Genomic DNA, 17,312 nt, shown 5'->3' with positions numbered 1-17,312 from the left:
AACTGGCCCGCGAGTTACGTCAACGGTTTCCGTTGGCCTTTCCTGGCGGCGGACGCATGTCGGTCCGCCCACGATCTGTGGAGCCTAGGGGAATCGAACCCCTGACACCCGCCTTGCAAAGGCGGTGCTCTACCAACTGAGCTAAGGCCCCTCGACGGGATCGGGTGGCTGACCTGTTGCGTCGTCCACCGCCACGTGCCAGACCTCGACCCCGCGTCGGGAGCGCACCACCACCGCCGCCACCACAGCGATCAGTGTGATTGGCAGGGCGAGTCTTACGCAACGTCTTGACGGGCACATGGTTGTGGGCCTAGGAGGACTCGAACCTCCGACCTCTTCGTTATCAGCGAAGCGCTCTAACCGCCTGAGCTATAGGCCCGTACACGGGTACGGCCGAGCGACGAGATTACCGCAATCGTCGCCCCACCCCCAAAACGCTAGTCGCGGTCCGCCAGCGTCACTTCGATACCGCCGATCAGATCGGTGGTCAGGTTGTAGACGAAGGCGGCGATGGTGGCCATCGCGGTCAACAACACGATGTTCACCAAGCCGATCAACACGGCGCCGCCGAAGATGGTGCCGCTGGAGACGAGCTCGCCGGTGCTGCCGCTGGTGTTGTTCAGCAGGTCGCCGACGTTGCTGTTCAGCTTCGACCACACCCCCATGCCGCCGAGCACCAGGTAGAGGAACGCGACGGCGATCATCCAGACGAAGAAGAGTGCAACCGAGAGCAGCAGGGAGACCTTGAGCGTGCTCCACGGATCGATCCGGCGGATCTGCATGCTGGCCCGTACCGGGCCGCGCGGTCGCCGGGTCACCTGGGTGTGGCTTTCACGGCCTTCGCGGCCCTCCCGGCTTTCGGCGGCCGACGAACGGCCCGACCCGGAGGGGCTCGCCGCCTCCGGCGTGCGGTCGGGCGGCGTCTTGCGCTGCGGGCCGCGCGGCGTCGGGCCGGACAGGTCCGGCAATTCGCTGGCGTATGCCTCCGCCGGCGGCCCGTCGCCGCGGCCCGACGGGGCGTCGGCCTCGTGCGGCGGGTTCTTCGGCGGCGGGGGCGCGCCGGCGCCCGGCGCCGCGGTGCCGGAGATGAACCGGTTCAGTCGGGCCTCGACGCCGGTGGGCGGGCCCGACGGCCGCGCCTCGGTCGGGGGCTCACCTTGGCGCTGCGGCGCTTGCGGGGGCCTGGGCCCACCACGCTGCCACGGTGGCGACTCCCCGGCGTCCGGAGCGCGGCCGGGCTGGGCGGGCGGCGTCGCGCGGTGTACGCCGGCGCGCTCGGCCGAGCCGTCCCCATTGAGGCCATCGCCCTTTTTGGGGGCGCCCGGCTCGTTCGGTGAGCTCACCCCGACTCCTTTGATCTCCTGCCACGCCCCCGGGGGCGATGGCAGTCACATTTTGTCTGGTCGGGCCGAGTCTAATTGCCCGGCCGTTCCTCGGACCCCCGGGATTGGCACCGACTAGCCGTCGGACTCCGCGGCGCCTTCCGCTTCCTCGACGACTTCGTCCGCGTTTTCCTCGGCGTTGCGCGCGATCGCCAGCAGCGTGTTGTCCTCGCCCAGGTTCATCAGGCGCACGCCCTTGGTCTGTCGTCCCGCCTTGCGGACCTGGCGTGCGTCGGTGCGGATCACGCCGCCCCCGGAGGTGATCGCGTACAGCTCGCTGTCGTCGTCGACGATCAGCGCACCCACCAGCTTGCCGCGCCGCCGGTCGAACATCACCGTAAGCACGCCCTTGCCGCCGCGGCCCTGCACCGGATACTCCTCGATCGCGGTGCGCTTGGCGTAGCCGCCGGACGTCGCCACCAGCAGGTAAGTGCCCTCGCGAACCACGTTGAGCGACAACAGGTAATCGTCCGTATTGAACCGCATGCCCTGCACGCCGGAGGTGGCGCGTCCCATCGGCCGCAGCGCCTCGTCGGTCGCCGAGAACCGGATGGACTGGCCGTTGGCCGAAACCAGCAGCAGGTCGTCCTCCGACGAGCACAGCACCGCGCCGACCAACTCGTCGTTGTCGCGCAGGTTGATCGCCACGATTCCACCGGACCGGTTGGAGTCGAAGTTGGTCAGCTTGGTCTTCTTCACCAGGCCGTTGCGGGTGGCCAGCACCAGGTATGGGGCGTCCTCGTAGCCACGGATCTGAATGACCTGGGCGATGCGCTCCTCGGGCTGGAAGGCCAGCAGGTTGGCGACGTGCTGGCCGCGGGCAATTCGGGACGCCTCGGGCAGTTCGTAGGCCTTGGCGCGATAGACCCGGCCCTGCGTGGTGAAGAACAGGATCCAGTCGTGCGTCGAGCTGACGAAGAAGTGCTTGACGATGTCGTCTTGCTTGAGGCCGGCGCCCTGGACGCCCTTGCCGCCGCGTTTCTGGCTGCGGTACAGGTCGGTCTTGGTGCGTTTGGCGTAACCGGTCTCGGTGATGGTGACGACGACGTCCTCGCGGGCGATCAGGTCCTCGTCGCTGACCTCGCCGTCGGCCGCGACGATCCGGGTGCGGCGGTCGTCGCCGTGCTTCTCGACGATCTCGGCGAGCTCGTCGCGCACGATGCCGCGCTGGCGCTCCGGCTTGGCCAAAATGTCTTCCAGGTCGGCGATCTCGGCCTCGATCTTGGCCAGGTCGTCGACGATGCGCTGGCGCTCCAGGGCGGCCAGGCGACGCAGCTGCATGTCCAGGATCGCCTGGGCCTGGATCTCGTCGATGTCCAGCAACTCGATCAGCCCGGCCCGGGCGATGTCGACCGTCTCCGACGCCCGGATTAGGGCGATGACCTCGTCCAGCGCGTCGAGTGCCTTGACCAGACCGCGCAGGATGTGGGCGCGTTCGTTGGCTTTGCGCAGCCGATAGGTGGTGCGGCGGACGATGACGTCGAGCTGGTGCGCGACGTAATGGCGGATCATCTGGTCGAGCCGCAGGGTGCGCGGAACCCCGTCGACGATGGACAACATGTTGGCGCCGAAGCTGGTCTGCAGCTGGGTGTGCTTGTAGAGGTTGTTCAGCACCACCTTGGCCACCGCGTCGCGCTTGATCTCGACGACGATGCGCAGCCCCACCCGATCGCTGCTCTGGTCTTCGATGTTGGCGATGCCCGCGAGTCGGCCGTCGCGCACCTGCTCGGCGATCGAGGTGATGAAGTTGTCGTGGTTGACCTGATACGGCAACTCGGTGATCACCAGCGAAGTTCGGCCGCGCGAATCTTCTTCCACTTCCACGACTCCGCGCATCCTGATGGAGCCGCGGCCGGTCTTGTAGGCGTCGGAGATCCCCTGGTTGCCCACGATCAATCCGTAGGTGGGGAAGTCGGGGCCCTTGACCCGCTCCATCACCGCGGCCAGCGTGGCTTCCTCGTCGGCCTCGTGATTCTCCAGGCACCAGAACACGGCCTCGGCGAGTTCGCGCAGGTTGTGCGGTGGGATGTTGGTCGCCATGCCGACCGCGATGCCGCCGGAGCCGTTGGCCAGCAGGTTGGGGAACCGGCTGGGCAGCACCGTCGGTTCCTGCACCCGGCCGTCATAGTTTGGGATGAAATCGACTGTCTCCTCGTCGATTTCGCGCAGCATCTCCATGGCCAGCGGGGTCAACCGCGCCTCGGTGTACCGCATCGCCGCCGGCGGGTCGTTGCCCGGTGAGCCGAAGTTGCCCTGGCCGTCGACGAGTGGGTACCGCAGCGACCATGGCTGCGCCATCCGGACCAGAGTGTCGTAGATCGACGCGTCGCCGTGGGGGTGGTAGTTCCCCATCGTCTCGGCGACCGACCGGGCCGACTTGGCGTGGCTGCGGTCCGGGCGGAATCCGGAGTCGTACATCGCGTACAGCACGCGGCGGTGAACCGGCTTGAGACCGTCGCGTACCTCCGGCAGGGCGCGCCCCACGATCACGCTCATCGCGTAATCGATGTAGCTGCGCTGCATCTCCTGCTGAATGTCGACCGGTTCGATGCGGTCGCCCGCCTCGTCGCCGGGTGGCAGCGTGGTGTCAGTCATCTATTCCCCTTTGTGGGTTGGCGTGCCTGACTCGGCAGCTAGGAAGGTCAGACATCCAGGAAGCGAACGTCTTTGGCGTTGCGGGTGATAAAGCTGCGGCGCGCGTCGACGTCTTCGCCCATCAGGATCGAGAACAGCTCGTCGGCCGCCGCGGCGTCGTCGAGGGTGACTTGGCGCAACACCCGCACCGACGGGTCCATTGTGGTTTCCCACAACTCCTTCGCGTCCATTTCACCGAGACCCTTGTACCGCTGGATGCCGTCCTCTTTGTTGATCTTCTTGCCGGACTTCAGTCCCGCCTCCAGCAGGCCATCGCGCTCACGGTCGGAGTAGGCGAACTCGGGATCGGTGCGCTGCCACTTCAACTTGTAGAGCGGCGGCTGCGCCAGGAACACGTGCCCGTTCTCGATGAGCGGCCGCATGAACCGGAACAGCAGCGTCAGCAGCAGGGTCGAGATGTGCTGGCCGTCCACGTCGGCGTCGGCCATCAGCACGATCTTGTGGTAGCGCAGCTTGGTGAGGTCGAACTCGTCGTGAATCCCGGTACCCAGCGCGGTGATGATCGCCTGGACTTCGGTGTTCTTCAGCACCCGGTCGATGCGTGCCTTTTCGACGTTGATGATCTTGCCGCGCAACGGAAGGATCGCCTGGAACATCGAGTCGCGACCGCTCTTCGCCGAGCCGCCGGCCGAATCACCCTCCACCACATAAAGTTCCGACTTGCGCGGATCGGTGGAGCGGCAGTCGGCGAGCTTGCCGGGCAGTCCGCCGAGGTCGGTGGCGCTCTTGCGGCGCACCAGCTCTCGTGCCTTACGTGCCGCGATACGCGCCTGCGCCGACGACACCGCCTTGTTCACAACGGTTTTGGCCTCCGAGGGGTTGGCCTCGAACCAGTGCGTCAGCTGCTCGTTGCACACCCTCTGCACGAACGACTTGACCTCGGTGTTGCCCAGTTTCGTCTTGGTCTGGCCCTCGAACTGGGGCTCGGCCACCTTGACCGAGATGACCGCCGCTAAGCCTTCCCGGATGTCGTCGCCGGTGAGGTTGGGGTCCTTTTCCTTGAGCAGCTTCTTGTCTTTCGCGTATTTGTTCACCACCGAGGTCAAGGCGCTCCGGAATCCTTCTTCGTGGGTTCCGCCCTCGTGGGTGTTGATGGTGTTGGCGAAGGTGTGCACCGACTCCGAGTAGCCGCCGTTCCACTGCATGGCGATTTCGACTTCGTGGCCGGGGCCTTTTCCGTCGAAGTCGATCACGCTCTGCTGGATCGGGCTTTTGGTGCGGTTGATGTGCTTGACGAAGTCGACCAGCCCACCCGGGTAGTGGAACGTGCGGTGCTTGACCTTGTGCGGCGCAGTCGATTCCGCCGCCTTCTCCTCCGCGGACTTGGGCGCCTCGGCGGTGTCGCTGACCACTTCGTCGACGACCTCGTCCTGCTCTACTCGTTCGTCGGTGAGATTGATCGTGAGACCCTTGTTGAGGAAGGCCATCTCCTGGAGGCGCCGCGCCACGGTCTCGAAGTCGTACTGCGTGGTCTCGAAGATCTCGGGATCGGCCCAGAACCTGATGGTGGTGCCGGTCTTCTTGGTGGCCTCGCCTTGCTTGAGGGTGCCTGGCACGGCCCGGTCGTAGTACTGGAACCACTCGTGCCCGTCGCGTTTGATGCTGACTTCCAGGCGGGTGGACAGCGCGTTGACCACCGAGACGCCGACGCCGTGCAGCCCACCGCTGACGGTGTAGCCACTGTTCTCGCCACCGAACTTGCCGCCGGCGTGCAGCTGGGTCATCACCACGTCAACAGTGGGGGCCCCGGTGGCGTGCATGGCCACCGGAATGCCGCGCCCGTCGTCGACCACCTCCACGCTGCCGTCGTCGAGCAGCCGCACGTCGACCTTGCTCGCGTAACCGGCCATCGCCTCGTCGACCGAGTTGTCGACCACCTCCCAGATGAGGTGGTGCAGCCCGCGCTCACCGGTGGACCCGATGTACATGCCGGGGCGTTTGCGGACGGCCTCCAGCCCTTCGAGCACGGTGATCGCTGAAGCGCCGTATTCGTCTTGCGCCTTCTTCTTCTGGGCAGCCACGGTCGGAATGCTCTCCTTGGGGTTTCATGCGGGCGGTTCCAGTCACCGCATCAGTCGCATGCCGCCAGTCTACCGTGATGGGCCGTCCGCACCGATTCTCTGGGCGCGTTTCTACCCAGCTAACCGCGCCGTGCGGACGATTTCTCTATTCCCGCCGCGTCCCGACGTGCGTCAAGGCAGTTAACGTCGTCCTAGCGGCTTTGAGCGCCCTGTTGATAAAGCGGTGTGTGGGGATCGTCGGCGCCGGTCGAGGCGCTACCCGTAGGTGTCGCGCGGACCTCTCCCGGCGATGTGGCGGGGCCCCTTGCGCCACGACGGCGCGGCGGGGCCGGTGATCTTCAGTGACGTCACGACCCCGTTGCCGACCGCCGCGGCGATCTTGGCCAACAGCTGCGACTGAATCATCCGCAGCTGGGTGGCCCACGCCGTGGATTCGGCGGTCACGCTGAGCACGCCGTCATTCAACGCCGTCGGCGTGGCATGGTCGGCGATCTGGTGGCCCACCACCGACGACCAGTTGCCCAGCACAGTGCCCTCGGCGACCTGCGTCGACCAACCGCGCTTCTTAGCCAAGTCGCGCGCCACCCTGCCCAGCGGTTGGGGATCCCGAACATCGGGTCCGGGGCCAGACCAGCTTCGTCGCTGCCCCGCGACCCGTCGGTTCACCGGCGGTGTCGACCGTCCCCGCCCGGCGTCCTTGCCTTGCGCGCGCGCCGCGGCGCGGGCTTCTTCGAGGGTGCGCCTGACCAAGTCGATACCCCGCAGCGGGCCGGGTGGTGCGTCGCCGGAATTTGGTTCGTCGCTGTCGGTCATGACCGCACCGCCGAAACCCGACCGAGGTCGTCGTCGCGCAAGTCGATGTACACCTGCGTGGCGTCCCAGTCCGCCGGAATGTCTTCCAGCACCGCGGCGGTCACCAGTACCTGCTCCGCCGATTCCGCCACCGTCGCCAATGCTCGGCGGCGGGCCGCGTCGAGTTCGGCGAACACGTCGTCGAGCAGCAACACCGGTTCACTCCCGTCGGCTCGCAGCAATTCGTATGACGCCAACCGCAGCGCCACCGCGAAAGACCACGATTCCCCATGACTGGCAAAGCCTTTCGCCGGTTGATCACCCAGCCAGAGCTCCAGATCGTCGCGATGCGGCCCCACCAGACACATCCCGCGATCCAACTCCGCATCACGGCGTTCGGCCAACGCGGCCAACAGGGCCGCCTCCAGAAACTCGCGGTCGCTACCGCCGCCGCCCGCCGCCGCGTGTGCGCCGAGGCTGGTGCGATACGCGATCGCCGCCGGCCGCGACGCCGGGGCCAGCAACTGATAAGCCTTCTCCACCTCCGGCGCCAACTGGTTGACCAGGTCGATGCGCGCTGCCATCAACTCCGCGCCGTGCTCCGCCAACCGGCTGTCCCACACGTCGAGGGTGTCCAGGGCGCCGCGGTCACCCCGGTGCCGGATTCCGCCAGCGGACTTCAGCAATGCGGTGCGCTGGCGCAGCGCCTTCTCGTAATCCGCGCGCACCGCCGCCACCGCCGGCCGTCGCACCGTCGCCAGGTCATCCAGGTAGCGGCGCCGCTCCGCGGGATCCCCACGCACCAAAGCCAAGTCTTCGGGAGCAAAAAGCACAGCGCGCAAAACTCCGATCACCTCGCGCGTGCTGCGCACCGGTGACCGATTCAACCGCGCCTTGTTGGCCCGCCCTGCCGCGATCTCCAGGTCGATCGCGCATTCCCTGCCCTCGTTGACCACGATTGTCGACACCACCGCTCGGTCGGCACCCGCCCGGATCAGCGGTGTATCGGTGCCCACGCGATGTGAACCCAATGTTGTCGAAAACCAAAGTGCCTCAATGAGATTCGTCTTACCGAAGCCATTGGACCCGATGAACACCGTCCGGCCCGGCTCCAGTTCGAGGTCGGCGTGCGCCCAGGACCGGAAATCACGCAGTCCCAAATGCCGGACGTACACCTATCCGGGCAACCGAACTGGCATCAACAGGTAGACATAATCCGTCGGGAACGCCCCGAAGGGCCCGTTGCCGGCGGGCGGACTGTCGTCGGCCGAAGCCGGCCGCAGCAACGCCGGCTTACCCGGCGTCGTGAAACCGAACGAGACCCGCTCCGAATGAACGGCCGCGAGACCATCGGTGAGATACGTCGGGTTGAACGCAATCGTCAACGGCTCGCCGACGAAATCGACCGCAAGATCCTCCTCGGCCCGGCCGACATCGTCGGCGCCCGCGGACAGCCGCAGCGAGCCTTCCGAGAATTCCATCCGCACCTGGGCGCCCCGATCGGCCACCAACGCAACCAGCTTGATCGCCTCGGTCAACTCGGCCACGTTGATGGTGGCCACCGCCGTGTGCTCGGCCGGCAACAGCTGGCGGAACTTCGGGAACTCCGCATCGAGCAGCCGCGTAGTACTGCGCTTGCCGTTCCCGCTGATGCCCAGCAGACCGTCTTTGCCGACCCCGCTGCCTGCGCCCAGCGACAAACGCACCTCGGAACCGTCCGCGCCGGCCCTTGCCGCCTCGGCCAACGTTTTCGCCGGTACCAGGACGGCGGCTTCGATGTCGGGCGACGACGCGGACCAGGTCAGCTCGCGCACCGCCAGCCGGAACCGATCGGTGGCCGCCAAAACCACCGTGTTACCTGAAATCTCGACCCGGATCCCGGTCAGCATCGGCAGCGTGTCGTCGCGGCCGGCCGCAATGGCCACCTGACTGATCGCCTCCGCGAAGAGCTCAGCGGGCAGCGTCCCGGTCTCTTCCGGCAAGCCCGGCAGCGTCGGGTAATCCTCGACCGCCATGGTCGGCAGCGAGAATCGCGCGCTGCCGCAGTTCAGCGCGACGCGATTACCGTCGACGTAAAAGTCGACAGGCTTGTTCGGCAACGCCCGAGTGATGTCTGACAACAATCGGCCGGACACCAAAACGCTTCCGGGAGAAGCGATTTCCGCTGCAACCTGCGCTTCTGCGGAAACTTCGTAGTCGAATCCGGAGATGGTCAAGCCCTCATCGGAGCCCGATAACAACACTCCCGACAGCACCGGCACCGCCGGCCGGGTCGGCAGGTTCTTCGCCACCCACGACACCGCGTCGGCGAAGGACTCCCGCACCAAACGAAACTTCAAGTCGCTGAGGCCAGCTCTTGTCGTCGCCGCGTCCATAGCGTCCCTTCACCTGCCGAGCGTTTAAAAGTCAGTGGCTAGCCTCTCCCCGCTAGCTTGGGGCTCCGCGACGGACGCCACCGACATGTCATGCCACCGGCGACCGCAACGGCAGTCGAAGAACAACCGTAGATCGTCCGCGGCCATCTTGAAAGCTAATCGCGAAGCCCGACAAGCCGGGTTACCGACGGATCCTCGACAGGGATTCGATCGCTCGTCCCCAACGCTGTATTTCAAAGAAGAAACGACGAAGAGATCTCAGTACTAGTAATAAGGCCTGTGCAGATTGGGGACAGCGGCGGCTTGATGCAGCTAGGGCGGCGGATCGGGCTGTGGATCACCGCGTGGACGACTGTGTGTCGAGTGTTGGGCCGCTGGGGAGGAAGGACGCCTGTGCACGCGGCGCCTCTTAGTACACGGGTGTTTGATTGCGTTGTGCACAGTCCTGCGCACAACTTCCGCGTGTGGCGGGTGTGACAGACGTGCGAGAAGTTTTTTGGAATTAATTCCGCGGTCTCAGGGCGCAGAGCGGCCCGGCGTCAGCGCTTGGAGCGTTGCCGGATGCGAGTGGTGAGCTCTTTGACGTGATCGAAGACCTCACGCCGCTCGGCCATCTCGGACAAGATCTTGCGCTGCGCGTACATCACCGTGGTGTGGTCACGACCGAATGCCTGGCCGATCTTGGGCAGCGACAGGTCGGTCAGCTCGCGGCACAGGTACATCGCGATCTGGCGTGACTGCGCCAGCGCGCGGGTCTTGCCTGGGCCGCGTAGTTCTTCCACGGTGGTGTCGAAGTATTCGGCCGTGGCCGCCATGATCGTCGCCGCGCTGATCTGCATCGTGCTGGCATCGGCGATGAGGTCGCGCAGCACGATCTCGGCCAGTGCCTTATCGATCGGCGTCTTGTTCAACGACGCGAACGCGGTAACGCGGATGAGGGCGCCCTCGAGTTCGCGGATGTTGCGTTCGATGCTGCTGGCGATGAGCTCAAGGACGTCGTCGGGGACCGCGAGCCGCTCCATCTGTGCCTTCTTACGCAAGATCGCGATGCGGGTCTCGAGTTCGGGCGGCTGGACGTCGGTGATCAAGCCCCACTCGAACCGGGTGCGTAAGCGGTCTTCGAGGGTGGCGAGTTGTTTGGGTGGGCGGTCCGAGGAGATGACGATCTGCTTGTTGGCGTTGTGCAGGGTGTTGAAGGTATGGAAGAACTCTTCCTGGATACCTTCCTTGCCCTCGATGAACTGGATGTCATCGACGAGCAGCACGTCGACGTCGCGGTAGCTGCGCTTGAATGCCACCTTGCGGTCGTCGCGCAGCGAGTTGATGAAGTCGTTGGTGAATTCCTCGGTGGACACGTACTTGACCCGCATCCCGGGAAACAGCCGTTGGGCGTAGTTGCCGGCGGCGTGCAGCAGGTGCGTCTTACCCAGACCGGATTCGCCCCAAATGAAGAGCGGGTTGTAAGCGCGCGCCGGTGCCTCGGCGATCGCCAGAGCCGCGGCGTGCGCGAAGCGATTGGAGGCTCCGATGACGAAGGTGTCGAAGGTGTAGCGGCGGTTCAGGCTCGTACCGCCGGCTACCGCCGGATCGGCGTGGTGCGGACGCTCGGTGAAGTAGTTCGGCCAACTCTGCGGCGCACCCTCGGCCCCGTCGCCGTTCTCGTCTGCCTCGTCGGCGTCGATCGCGTCCTCTTCCGCGAACGGCGCTTCGGTTTGGGGAAATGATTCACCCTGCGGAATCACAACATCGTCGGCGTCGTCATCGGGCGGCGCGATGCGCACCCCGAGCTGGATCTGCTGTCCGAGCCGGCGGCTGAGGGCGTCGGTGATGGGGGCGCGCAGATGACGTTCGATCTCGTTCTGGACGAAACTGCTCGGCACCGACAGCAGCGCGAATCCCTCGACGATGGTCAACGGCTGCACCAGGTTCAGCCAGGCCCGTTGCTGTGGTGTCAGGGGAGTGATGAGCGTGGTGCGGTTAGCGACTACCCCGTCGGGGGTGGATTCGCCGTTGAGTTCGGAAACAACCGCGTTCCACACGGTCGTGAACCCTGAACCGGGGTCATCGGTCAACGACGCATCCCCCTGGTTCTCGAGCATCCCGGGTCAAGCTACAACCACGCTTGGTGAACAAAGCGACTGTCCACATAGTTATACACAGGTGTGGACAGGATGAGCGTATGCGAACCCGCACCTACCGGCGACGGCTCGCGATCTCCGTGCTGGAAGAAAACCGTTGACGGCTGTCTAGGCAGCTAGTCGACCCACCATCCTCGCTTCGTTGTGGAGCGCCGTTGCAGTCTAAAACGACACTGGCAGAAGCTAACAGTTTTCCGTGCGGCTGCCAACCGTTCTGCTGCATTCCAATCGGGTTGTTTAGGGTTCCTTGGGCCCGGTGCGACTCGCGACCGGGGGCTGCGTTGGGGCAGGCCAGGTTTGACCAGGCGAAGCGTGGTCAGTACCCTCAAACAGTCGCCCGAAAGTCGGCGATGCGGCTGCGACCCAGGTCTGCCTGGGGACCGCGCCGGCCAGCAGCAAGATTACCTCCGACCGACCCGCAGACGAACCTGAGCGAGACGTCTGGCCGGCCGGCTGGAAATGCGAGACACAACGAGGAGAACGTCGTGGCCAAGGGCAAGCGGACCTTCCAGCCGAACAACCGGCGCCGAGCCCGCGTGCATGGCTTCCGGTTGCGCATGCGAACCCGCGCCGGACGCTCGATTGTGTCGAGCCGGCGCCGTAAGGGGCGCCGCGCGCTATCTGCCTGATCGCAACGTCGGGTTTTTCGGCGGTGCTTTCCGCACGCAACCGCATGAGGCGGTCAACGGAGTTTGACGCGACGGTGAAGCAGGGCGTCCGCGCCTGGCAACCCGACATCGTGGTCCACATCCGGCGGGCGAGCGATCACGATGTCGCGACGGCTCCGCGGGTCGGATTGATTGTCGGCAAGTCGGTGGGCTCGGCCGTGGAACGCCATCGGGTGTCGCGGCGGCTGCGACATGTGGCGCGATCCATCTTGGGGCAGCTCGAAGATTCCGATCAGTTGGTGATCCGGGCGTTGCCCGGCAGTCGGACCGCGTCGTCGGAGCGATTGGCACAGGAGTTGCGCCGAGGTTTGCGGCGGGCGCTCGAGTCGGCGGGACGGCAAGAGTGACCGCGCCGGCACGCGGCGCCATCCATCCGTTGGGCGCGGCGACCGTGCGGGGCCTGATTTCTCTGATCCAGCTGTACCGGCACATGGTTTCGCCGCTGCGGCCGGCGACATGTCGCTTCGTGCCGACGTGCAGCCAGTATGCGGTCGACGCGCTGACCGAGTACGGCTTGATGCGGGGGAGTTGGTTGGCTGTGGTCAGGCTTGCCAAGTGCGGACCATGGCATCGGGGCGGATGGGATCCGATCCCGGAGCGCTCGGGATGTCACGTGAACTTCGAAGATGCCAGCGACGCTTGGGCCCGCCCGGCGGCGCGAGGGGAGAGTGGAACTCTTGTTTGATTTCTTTAGCCTCGACTTCGTCTACTACCCGGTGTCGTGGATCATGTGGGCTTGGTACAAGCTGTTCGCCTCGATGCTGGGACCGTCGAACTTCTTCGCGTGGGCGCTGTCGGTGATGTTCCTGGTGTTCACCCTGAGAGCGCTGCTGTACAAGCCCTTCGTGCGGCAGATCCGCACCACCCGTCAGATGCAGGAACTGCAACCGCAGATCAAGGCGCTGCAGAAGAAGTACGGGAAAGACCGCCAGCGGATGGCGCTGGAGATGCAGAAGCTGCAACGCGAGCACGGGTTCAACCCCATCCTCGGGTGCTTGCCGATGCTCGCGCAGATCCCGGTGTTCATTGGCCTGTATCACGTGTTGCGGTCGTTCAACCGGACCACCGGGGGCTTCGGTCAGCCGCACCTGTCGGTGGTGCAGAACCGCCTCACCGGAAACTATGTCTTCACTCCGACGGATGTCGGGCACTTCCTGGATGCCAACTTGTTCGGCGCACCGATCGGCGCGTTCATGACGCAGCGGACGGGGCTGGACGCGTTCACCTTCTTCAGCCGGCCGGCGGTCATCGCGGTCGGCGCCCCGGTGATGATCCTGGCCGGCATCGCGACCTACTTCAACAGCCGGGCATCGGTGGCGCGGCAGAGCGCAGAAGCCGCAGCCAATCCGCAGACGGCGATGATGAACAAGCTTGCGCTGTATGTGTTTCCGCTCGGCGTGGTCGTCGGCGGTCCGTTCCTGCCGCTCGCGATCATCCTGTACTGGTTCGCGAACAACATCTGGACATTCGGTCAGCAGCACTACGTGTTCAGCATGATCGAAAAAGAGGACGAGGCCAAGAAGCAAGAAGCGCTGGAGCGCCGGGCGGCCAACGCGCCGGCGCCCGGGGTGAAACCGAAGCGCAACCCGAAGCCGGGACAGCCGGTGGGCAACGGGTCGTCGACGGCCGCCGAGGGGGAGGCGGACTCCGAGGCCGCCGCCGGCGAAGTCCCATCGGCGAAGCCCGAGGCGGACAATCCGAATCCGAGTGGACAAAACGGTGGCACGCCCAACCGCACTCCGCGACCGGGCGCACGACCCAAGAAACGCAAACGCTGACAAGGGAGACATCGCCATACCGGGCTGCCCTGGCAGGGCGACCCATTGGCAGGGACCCGTGGATGAGGGAGAGAAAGACATGACCGACGCAGACACCACCACCGACGAACGGGACGTGGATACCGAACTCGAAGCCGAGCGGCCGGCCGAGGAGGGCGCCGAGGACTTCGACGACCAGGAGGAGCGATTGGTCGCCGAGGGCGAGATAGCCGGCGACTACTTGGAAGAGTTGTTGGACCTGTTGGACTTCGACGGGGACATCGATCTGGACGTCGAAGGCAACCGGGCGATCGTGAGCATCGACGGTAGTGACGACTTGAACAAGTTGGTGGGCCGCGGCGGCGAGGTGCTCGACGCGCTGCAGGAGCTCACCCGGCTGGCCGTGCACCAGAAGACGGGCGTCCGTAGCCGGTTGATGCTCGACATCGCCAGTTGGCGCCGGCGGCGCCGCGAGGAGTTGGCGGCCCTGGGCGACAAGGTGGCGCGGCGCGTGCTGGAATCCGGCGAACGTGAAGAGCTCGCGCCCATGACGCCGTTCGAGCGCAAGATCGTCCACGATGCCGTCGCGGCGGTGCCGGGCGTGCACAGCGAGAGCGAGGGCGTGGAGCCCGCACGGAGAGTTGTCGTCCTGCACGACTAGCCGAGTTACAGCCGTGTAGTTCCGGCGGTGCGCCCCGATTCCGCGCCAGGCAAAGCAGAGGATGTTTCACGTGAAACATGTCGGCCCGGTCGAACCCGACGGGGACCAACTCGCCCCGCCGGAGCCGGACGTCGCGGCGTCGATCTTCGGTGCGCGGCTCGATTTGGCGCGGCGGTACGCGGAGGTGCTGGCCGGCGCCGGAGTGGAACGGGGGCTGCTCGGCCCGCGCGAAGTGGAGCGCATCTGGGAACGCCATGTCCTCAACAGCGCCGCGGTCGCGGAGTTGCTCGAGCCGGGGGAGCGGGTCATCGACATCGGCAGCGGCGCGGGATTGCCCGGAATCCCGCTGGCGCTCGCACGTCCGGATCTGGACGTGGTGCTGCTCGAGCCGCTGTTGCGCCGTAGCGAATTTCTCAGCGAGGTCGTCGACCAACTAGGGTTAGCCGTCGAAGTGGTCCGCGGCCGTGCCGAGGAACTGTGGGTACGCCACCAGTTCGGGGAAAGGGATGCGGCGGTGTCACGAGCGGTTGCGTCGTTGGACAAGCTGGCGAAGTGGAGCATGCCGTTGCTGCGGCCGGGCGGTCGGATGCTCGCGATCAAGGGCGAGCGCGGACGCGACGAAGTTGAACAGTACCGGCGTGTGATGGCAGCATCGGGCGCTCTTGATGCCAGGGTGGTGACATGTGGCGCGACCTATTTGCGTCCCCCCGCAACCGTAGTGATAGCCCGACGCGGAACGCAGCCGCGCCATCAGCCGGCACGGACGGGGAAGGCCGGAAACCGATGAATAATCCGGGAGAATCGCCAAGCGCCGCGCACGTCCAGGCACCCGAGGCGGCCGTAGCGCCGGAGGCTGTCGGGGATCCCGCGGCGAATGTTTCACGTGAAACAGCGGACGAATTCGATACGCCGATCGGCGCCGCCGCCGAGCGGGCGATGCGGGTCCTGCACACAACGTATCCGCCGCTGCGCCGGCCGGGTCACCGCCGCGTCCTGACCGTTGCCAACCAGAAAGGTGGTGTCGGCAAGACCACCACGGCGGTGAACCTCGCTGCGGCGCTCGCGCTGCAGGGGCTCAAGACGTTGGTCATCGACCTCGACCCACAGGGCAACGCAAGCACCGCGCTCGGTATCACCGACCGGCAATCGGGCACGCCCTCGTCGTACGAGGTGCTCATCGGTGAGGTCGACGTCAAGGACGCGCTGCGACGCAGCCCGCATAACGATCGACTCTTCTGCGTCCCCGCCACCATCGACCTGGCGGGCGCCGAGATCGAATTGGTCAGCATGGTGGCGCGCGAGAACCGGCTGCGGACTGCCCTGGCGCAACTGGACGACCTCGACTTCGACTACGTCTTCATCGACTGCCCGCCATCATTGGGACTGCTGACCATCAACGCGCTCGTCGCAGCGCCGGAGGTGATGATCCCGATCCAGTGCGAGTACTACGCGCTCGAGGGTGTGTCGCAGCTGATGCGCAACATCGAGATGGTGAAGGCCCACCTCAACCCGCGGCTCGACGTGAGCACCGTGGTGCTCACCATGTACGACGGGCGCACCAAGCTCGCCGACCAGGTCGCCGAAGAGGTGCGCCGGTACTTCGGCACCAAGGTGCTGCGCACGGTGATCCCGCGCAGCGTCAAAGTCTCGGAGGCGCCCGGTTACAGCATGACCATCATCGACTACGACCCCGGTTCGCGCGGGGCGATGAGCTATCTCGACGCGAGCCGTGAACTCGCCGAACGCGATTGACCACCATCCGTGAAGGGACGACCATGACGCAGCCGTTACGCAAGAAGGGCGGCCTCGGCCGCGGCCTGGCTTCGCTGATCCCGACCGGTCCCGCCGAAGGTGACTCCGGCCCCGCGACCCTCGGTCCGCGGATGGGGGACGCGGCGGCGGACGTGCTGATCGGCGGTCCGGGCCCGGAGCTGGCGCCAGCGGGCGCGGTGTATCGCGAAATCGCACCCGCCGACATCGAACCCAATCCACGTCAGCCGCGGCAGGTGTTCGACGACGAGGCGCTCTCCGAGCTGGTGCACTCCATCCGCGAGTTCGGTCTGCTGCAGCCCATCGTGGTGCGGGCGGTGCCCGGAGCCAAGACGGGCCCGCGGTATCAGATCGTGATGGGGGAGCGGCGCTGGCGGGCCGCGCAAGAGGCCGGGCTCGCCACCATCCCCACCATCGTGCGCGAGACGGGCGATGACAATCTGCTCCGCGACGCCCTTCTGGAGAACATCCACCGGGTGCAGCTAAACCCCTTGGAAGAGGCGGCGGCATACCAGCAGCTGCTCGACGAATTCGGCGTCACCCACGATGAACTCGCCTCGCGCATCGGCCGTTCGCGGCCACTGATCACCAACATGATCCGGTTGCTCAAGCTGCCGATTCCGGTGCAACGGCGGGTGGCCGCGGGCGTGCTGTCGGCCGGCCACGCCCGCGCTCTGCTATCGCTGGAGGCCGGGCCCGAGGCGCAGGAGGAACTGGCCAGCCGGATCGTCGCGGAGGGGTTGTCGGTGCGGGCGACCGAGGAGGCGGTGACGCTCGCAAATCGGAGCGGCGCGAGCGCGCCGTCTCCCCAGCGGCGGAAGCCGATCCAGATGCCGGGCCTCCAGGAAGTCGCCGATCGGCTGTCGAACGCCTTCGATACCCGGGTGACGGTCAGCCTGGGCAAACGCAAAGGGAAGATCGTCGTGGAATTCGGCTCCGTGGACGATCTGCAACGAATCATCGACATGATGACCACCGCCAAGGCCTGACCCGCCATACCCTGTAATTACGTCACTGTGACACCGGAGCGGTTACGGATAGGCAACAGCCCCCGCCGTGTTACGAAACCGCATGAGTTTCAACGATTTTCGAT

The 17,312-nt window shown here is 66.0% G+C and carries 15 protein-coding genes and 2 tRNA genes; 8 read left to right on the top strand and 9 right to left on the bottom strand.

Going from position 1 to position 17,312, the window contains the following annotated elements; all coding sequences use genetic code 11:
* Positions 1 to 78 precede the first annotated feature (78 nt).
* The 9 genes from A5750_RS24465 to dnaA all read right to left on the bottom strand — a co-directional run bounded on the left by A5750_RS24465 (position 79) and on the right by dnaA (position 11,297).
* Positions 79 to 151, bottom strand: a tRNA-Ala gene (locus A5750_RS24465).
* Positions 152 to 305: 154 nt separating this feature from the next.
* Positions 306 to 379 (bottom strand) — tRNA-Ile (locus A5750_RS24460).
* 58 nt (positions 380 to 437) lie between these two features.
* Positions 438 to 1,343, bottom strand: coding sequence for a DUF3566 domain-containing protein (locus A5750_RS24455; RefSeq protein ID WP_066951053.1), 906 nt, complete (start codon positions 1,341 to 1,343; stop codon positions 438 to 440).
* Between the two features lie 114 nt (positions 1,344 to 1,457).
* Complete coding sequence (gene gyrA / locus A5750_RS24450; protein ID WP_067266375.1) at positions 1,458 to 3,977, bottom strand: DNA gyrase subunit A; 2,520 nt, start codon at positions 3,975 to 3,977, stop codon at positions 1,458 to 1,460.
* A gap of 47 nt (positions 3,978 to 4,024) precedes the next feature.
* A complete protein-coding gene (gene gyrB / locus A5750_RS24445; RefSeq protein ID WP_066951060.1) occupies positions 4,025 to 6,058 on the bottom strand; it encodes a DNA topoisomerase (ATP-hydrolyzing) subunit B in 2,034 nt (677 codons plus the stop codon).
* Between the two features lie 255 nt (positions 6,059 to 6,313).
* Positions 6,314 to 6,871, bottom strand: coding sequence for a DUF721 family protein (locus A5750_RS24440; RefSeq protein WP_066951065.1), 558 nt, complete (start codon positions 6,869 to 6,871; stop codon positions 6,314 to 6,316).
* Positions 6,868 to 8,025, bottom strand: a complete 1,158-nt coding sequence (gene recF / locus A5750_RS24435) for a DNA replication/repair protein RecF (RefSeq protein ID WP_066951069.1) — start codon at positions 8,023 to 8,025, stop codon at positions 6,868 to 6,870. Before recF ends, A5750_RS24440 begins: the two co-directional genes overlap by 4 nt.
* The gene (gene dnaN, locus A5750_RS24430) at positions 8,026 to 9,225 is read right to left on the bottom strand and encodes a DNA polymerase III subunit beta (protein WP_066951072.1); all 1,200 of its coding nucleotides are present in this window, start codon (positions 9,223 to 9,225) and stop codon (positions 8,026 to 8,028) included.
* A gap of 539 nt (positions 9,226 to 9,764) precedes the next feature.
* Positions 9,765 to 11,297: a chromosomal replication initiator protein DnaA gene (gene dnaA / locus A5750_RS24425; protein ID WP_066951372.1), complete on the bottom strand. Its 1,533-nt coding sequence runs from the start codon at positions 11,295 to 11,297 to the stop codon at positions 9,765 to 9,767.
* A gap of 551 nt (positions 11,298 to 11,848) precedes the next feature.
* Here dnaA and rpmH point away from each other — a divergent pair.
* The 8 genes from rpmH (at position 11,849) to A5750_RS24395 (ending at position 17,208) form a co-directional block, all read left to right on the top strand.
* On the top strand, positions 11,849 to 11,992 hold the full coding sequence (gene rpmH, locus A5750_RS25650; protein WP_073880743.1) for a 50S ribosomal protein L34: 144 nt from the start codon (positions 11,849 to 11,851) through the stop codon (positions 11,990 to 11,992).
* 23 nt (positions 11,993 to 12,015) lie between these two features.
* Positions 12,016 to 12,378 carry a ribonuclease P protein component gene (rnpA, locus tag A5750_RS24420; RefSeq protein WP_066951077.1) on the top strand — a complete coding sequence of 121 codons (363 nt, stop codon included), beginning with the start codon at positions 12,016 to 12,018 and terminating at the stop codon, positions 12,376 to 12,378.
* Positions 12,375 to 12,716: a membrane protein insertion efficiency factor YidD gene (gene yidD / locus A5750_RS25645; RefSeq protein WP_082948194.1), complete on the top strand. Its 342-nt coding sequence runs from the start codon at positions 12,375 to 12,377 to the stop codon at positions 12,714 to 12,716. The genes rnpA and yidD overlap by 4 nt, the downstream gene beginning before the upstream one ends.
* On the top strand, positions 12,700 to 13,809 hold the full coding sequence (gene yidC, locus A5750_RS24415) for a membrane protein insertase YidC (RefSeq protein WP_156659367.1): 1,110 nt from the start codon (positions 12,700 to 12,702) through the stop codon (positions 13,807 to 13,809). The genes yidD and yidC overlap by 17 nt, the downstream gene beginning before the upstream one ends.
* Positions 13,810 to 13,888: 79 nt before the next feature.
* Positions 13,889 to 14,449 (top strand): R3H domain-containing nucleic acid-binding protein, encoded by a 561-nt coding sequence (locus A5750_RS24410; RefSeq protein WP_066951085.1) that lies wholly within the window; start codon positions 13,889 to 13,891, stop codon positions 14,447 to 14,449.
* Positions 14,450 to 14,510: 61 nt separating this feature from the next.
* Complete coding sequence (gene rsmG / locus A5750_RS24405) at positions 14,511 to 15,236, top strand: 16S rRNA (guanine(527)-N(7))-methyltransferase RsmG (protein ID WP_067266371.1); 726 nt, start codon at positions 14,511 to 14,513, stop codon at positions 15,234 to 15,236.
* Positions 15,233 to 16,201 (top strand): ParA family protein, encoded by a 969-nt coding sequence (locus A5750_RS24400; protein WP_082948193.1) that lies wholly within the window; start codon positions 15,233 to 15,235, stop codon positions 16,199 to 16,201. Before rsmG ends, A5750_RS24400 begins: the two co-directional genes overlap by 4 nt.
* Positions 16,202 to 16,224: 23 nt before the next feature.
* Positions 16,225 to 17,208: a ParB/RepB/Spo0J family partition protein gene (locus A5750_RS24395; RefSeq protein WP_066951100.1), complete on the top strand. Its 984-nt coding sequence runs from the start codon at positions 16,225 to 16,227 to the stop codon at positions 17,206 to 17,208.
* The last annotated feature ends 104 nt before the right edge of the window (positions 17,209 to 17,312 follow it).

The sequence above is a fragment of the Mycobacterium sp. 852002-51613_SCH5001154 genome, from assembly GCF_001667425.1.
GTDB lineage: Bacteria > Actinomycetota > Actinomycetes > Mycobacteriales > Mycobacteriaceae > Mycobacterium.
The sequence above is the reverse complement of the archived record's forward strand: the minus strand, read 5'-3'. Positions and strand labels throughout refer to the sequence as shown.

Coding starts and splice junctions, on each gene's coding strand:
- A5750_RS24395 (WP_066951100.1), top strand. CDS start 16,225: ATGACGCAGCCGTTACGCAAGAAGGGCGGCCTCGGCCGCGGCCTGGCT.
- A5750_RS24410 (WP_066951085.1), top strand. CDS start 13,889: ATGACCGACGCAGACACCACCACCGACGAACGGGACGTGGATACCGAA.
- A5750_RS24440 (WP_066951065.1), bottom strand. CDS start 6,871: ATGACCGACAGCGACGAACCAAATTCCGGCGACGCACCACCCGGCCCG.
- dnaN (WP_066951072.1), bottom strand. CDS start 9,225: ATGGACGCGGCGACGACAAGAGCTGGCCTCAGCGACTTGAAGTTTCGT.
- gyrA (WP_067266375.1), bottom strand. CDS start 3,977: ATGACTGACACCACGCTGCCACCCGGCGACGAGGCGGGCGACCGCATC.
- rsmG (WP_067266371.1), top strand. CDS start 14,511: ATGTTTCACGTGAAACATGTCGGCCCGGTCGAACCCGACGGGGACCAA.
- A5750_RS24400 (WP_082948193.1), top strand. CDS start 15,233: ATGAATAATCCGGGAGAATCGCCAAGCGCCGCGCACGTCCAGGCACCC.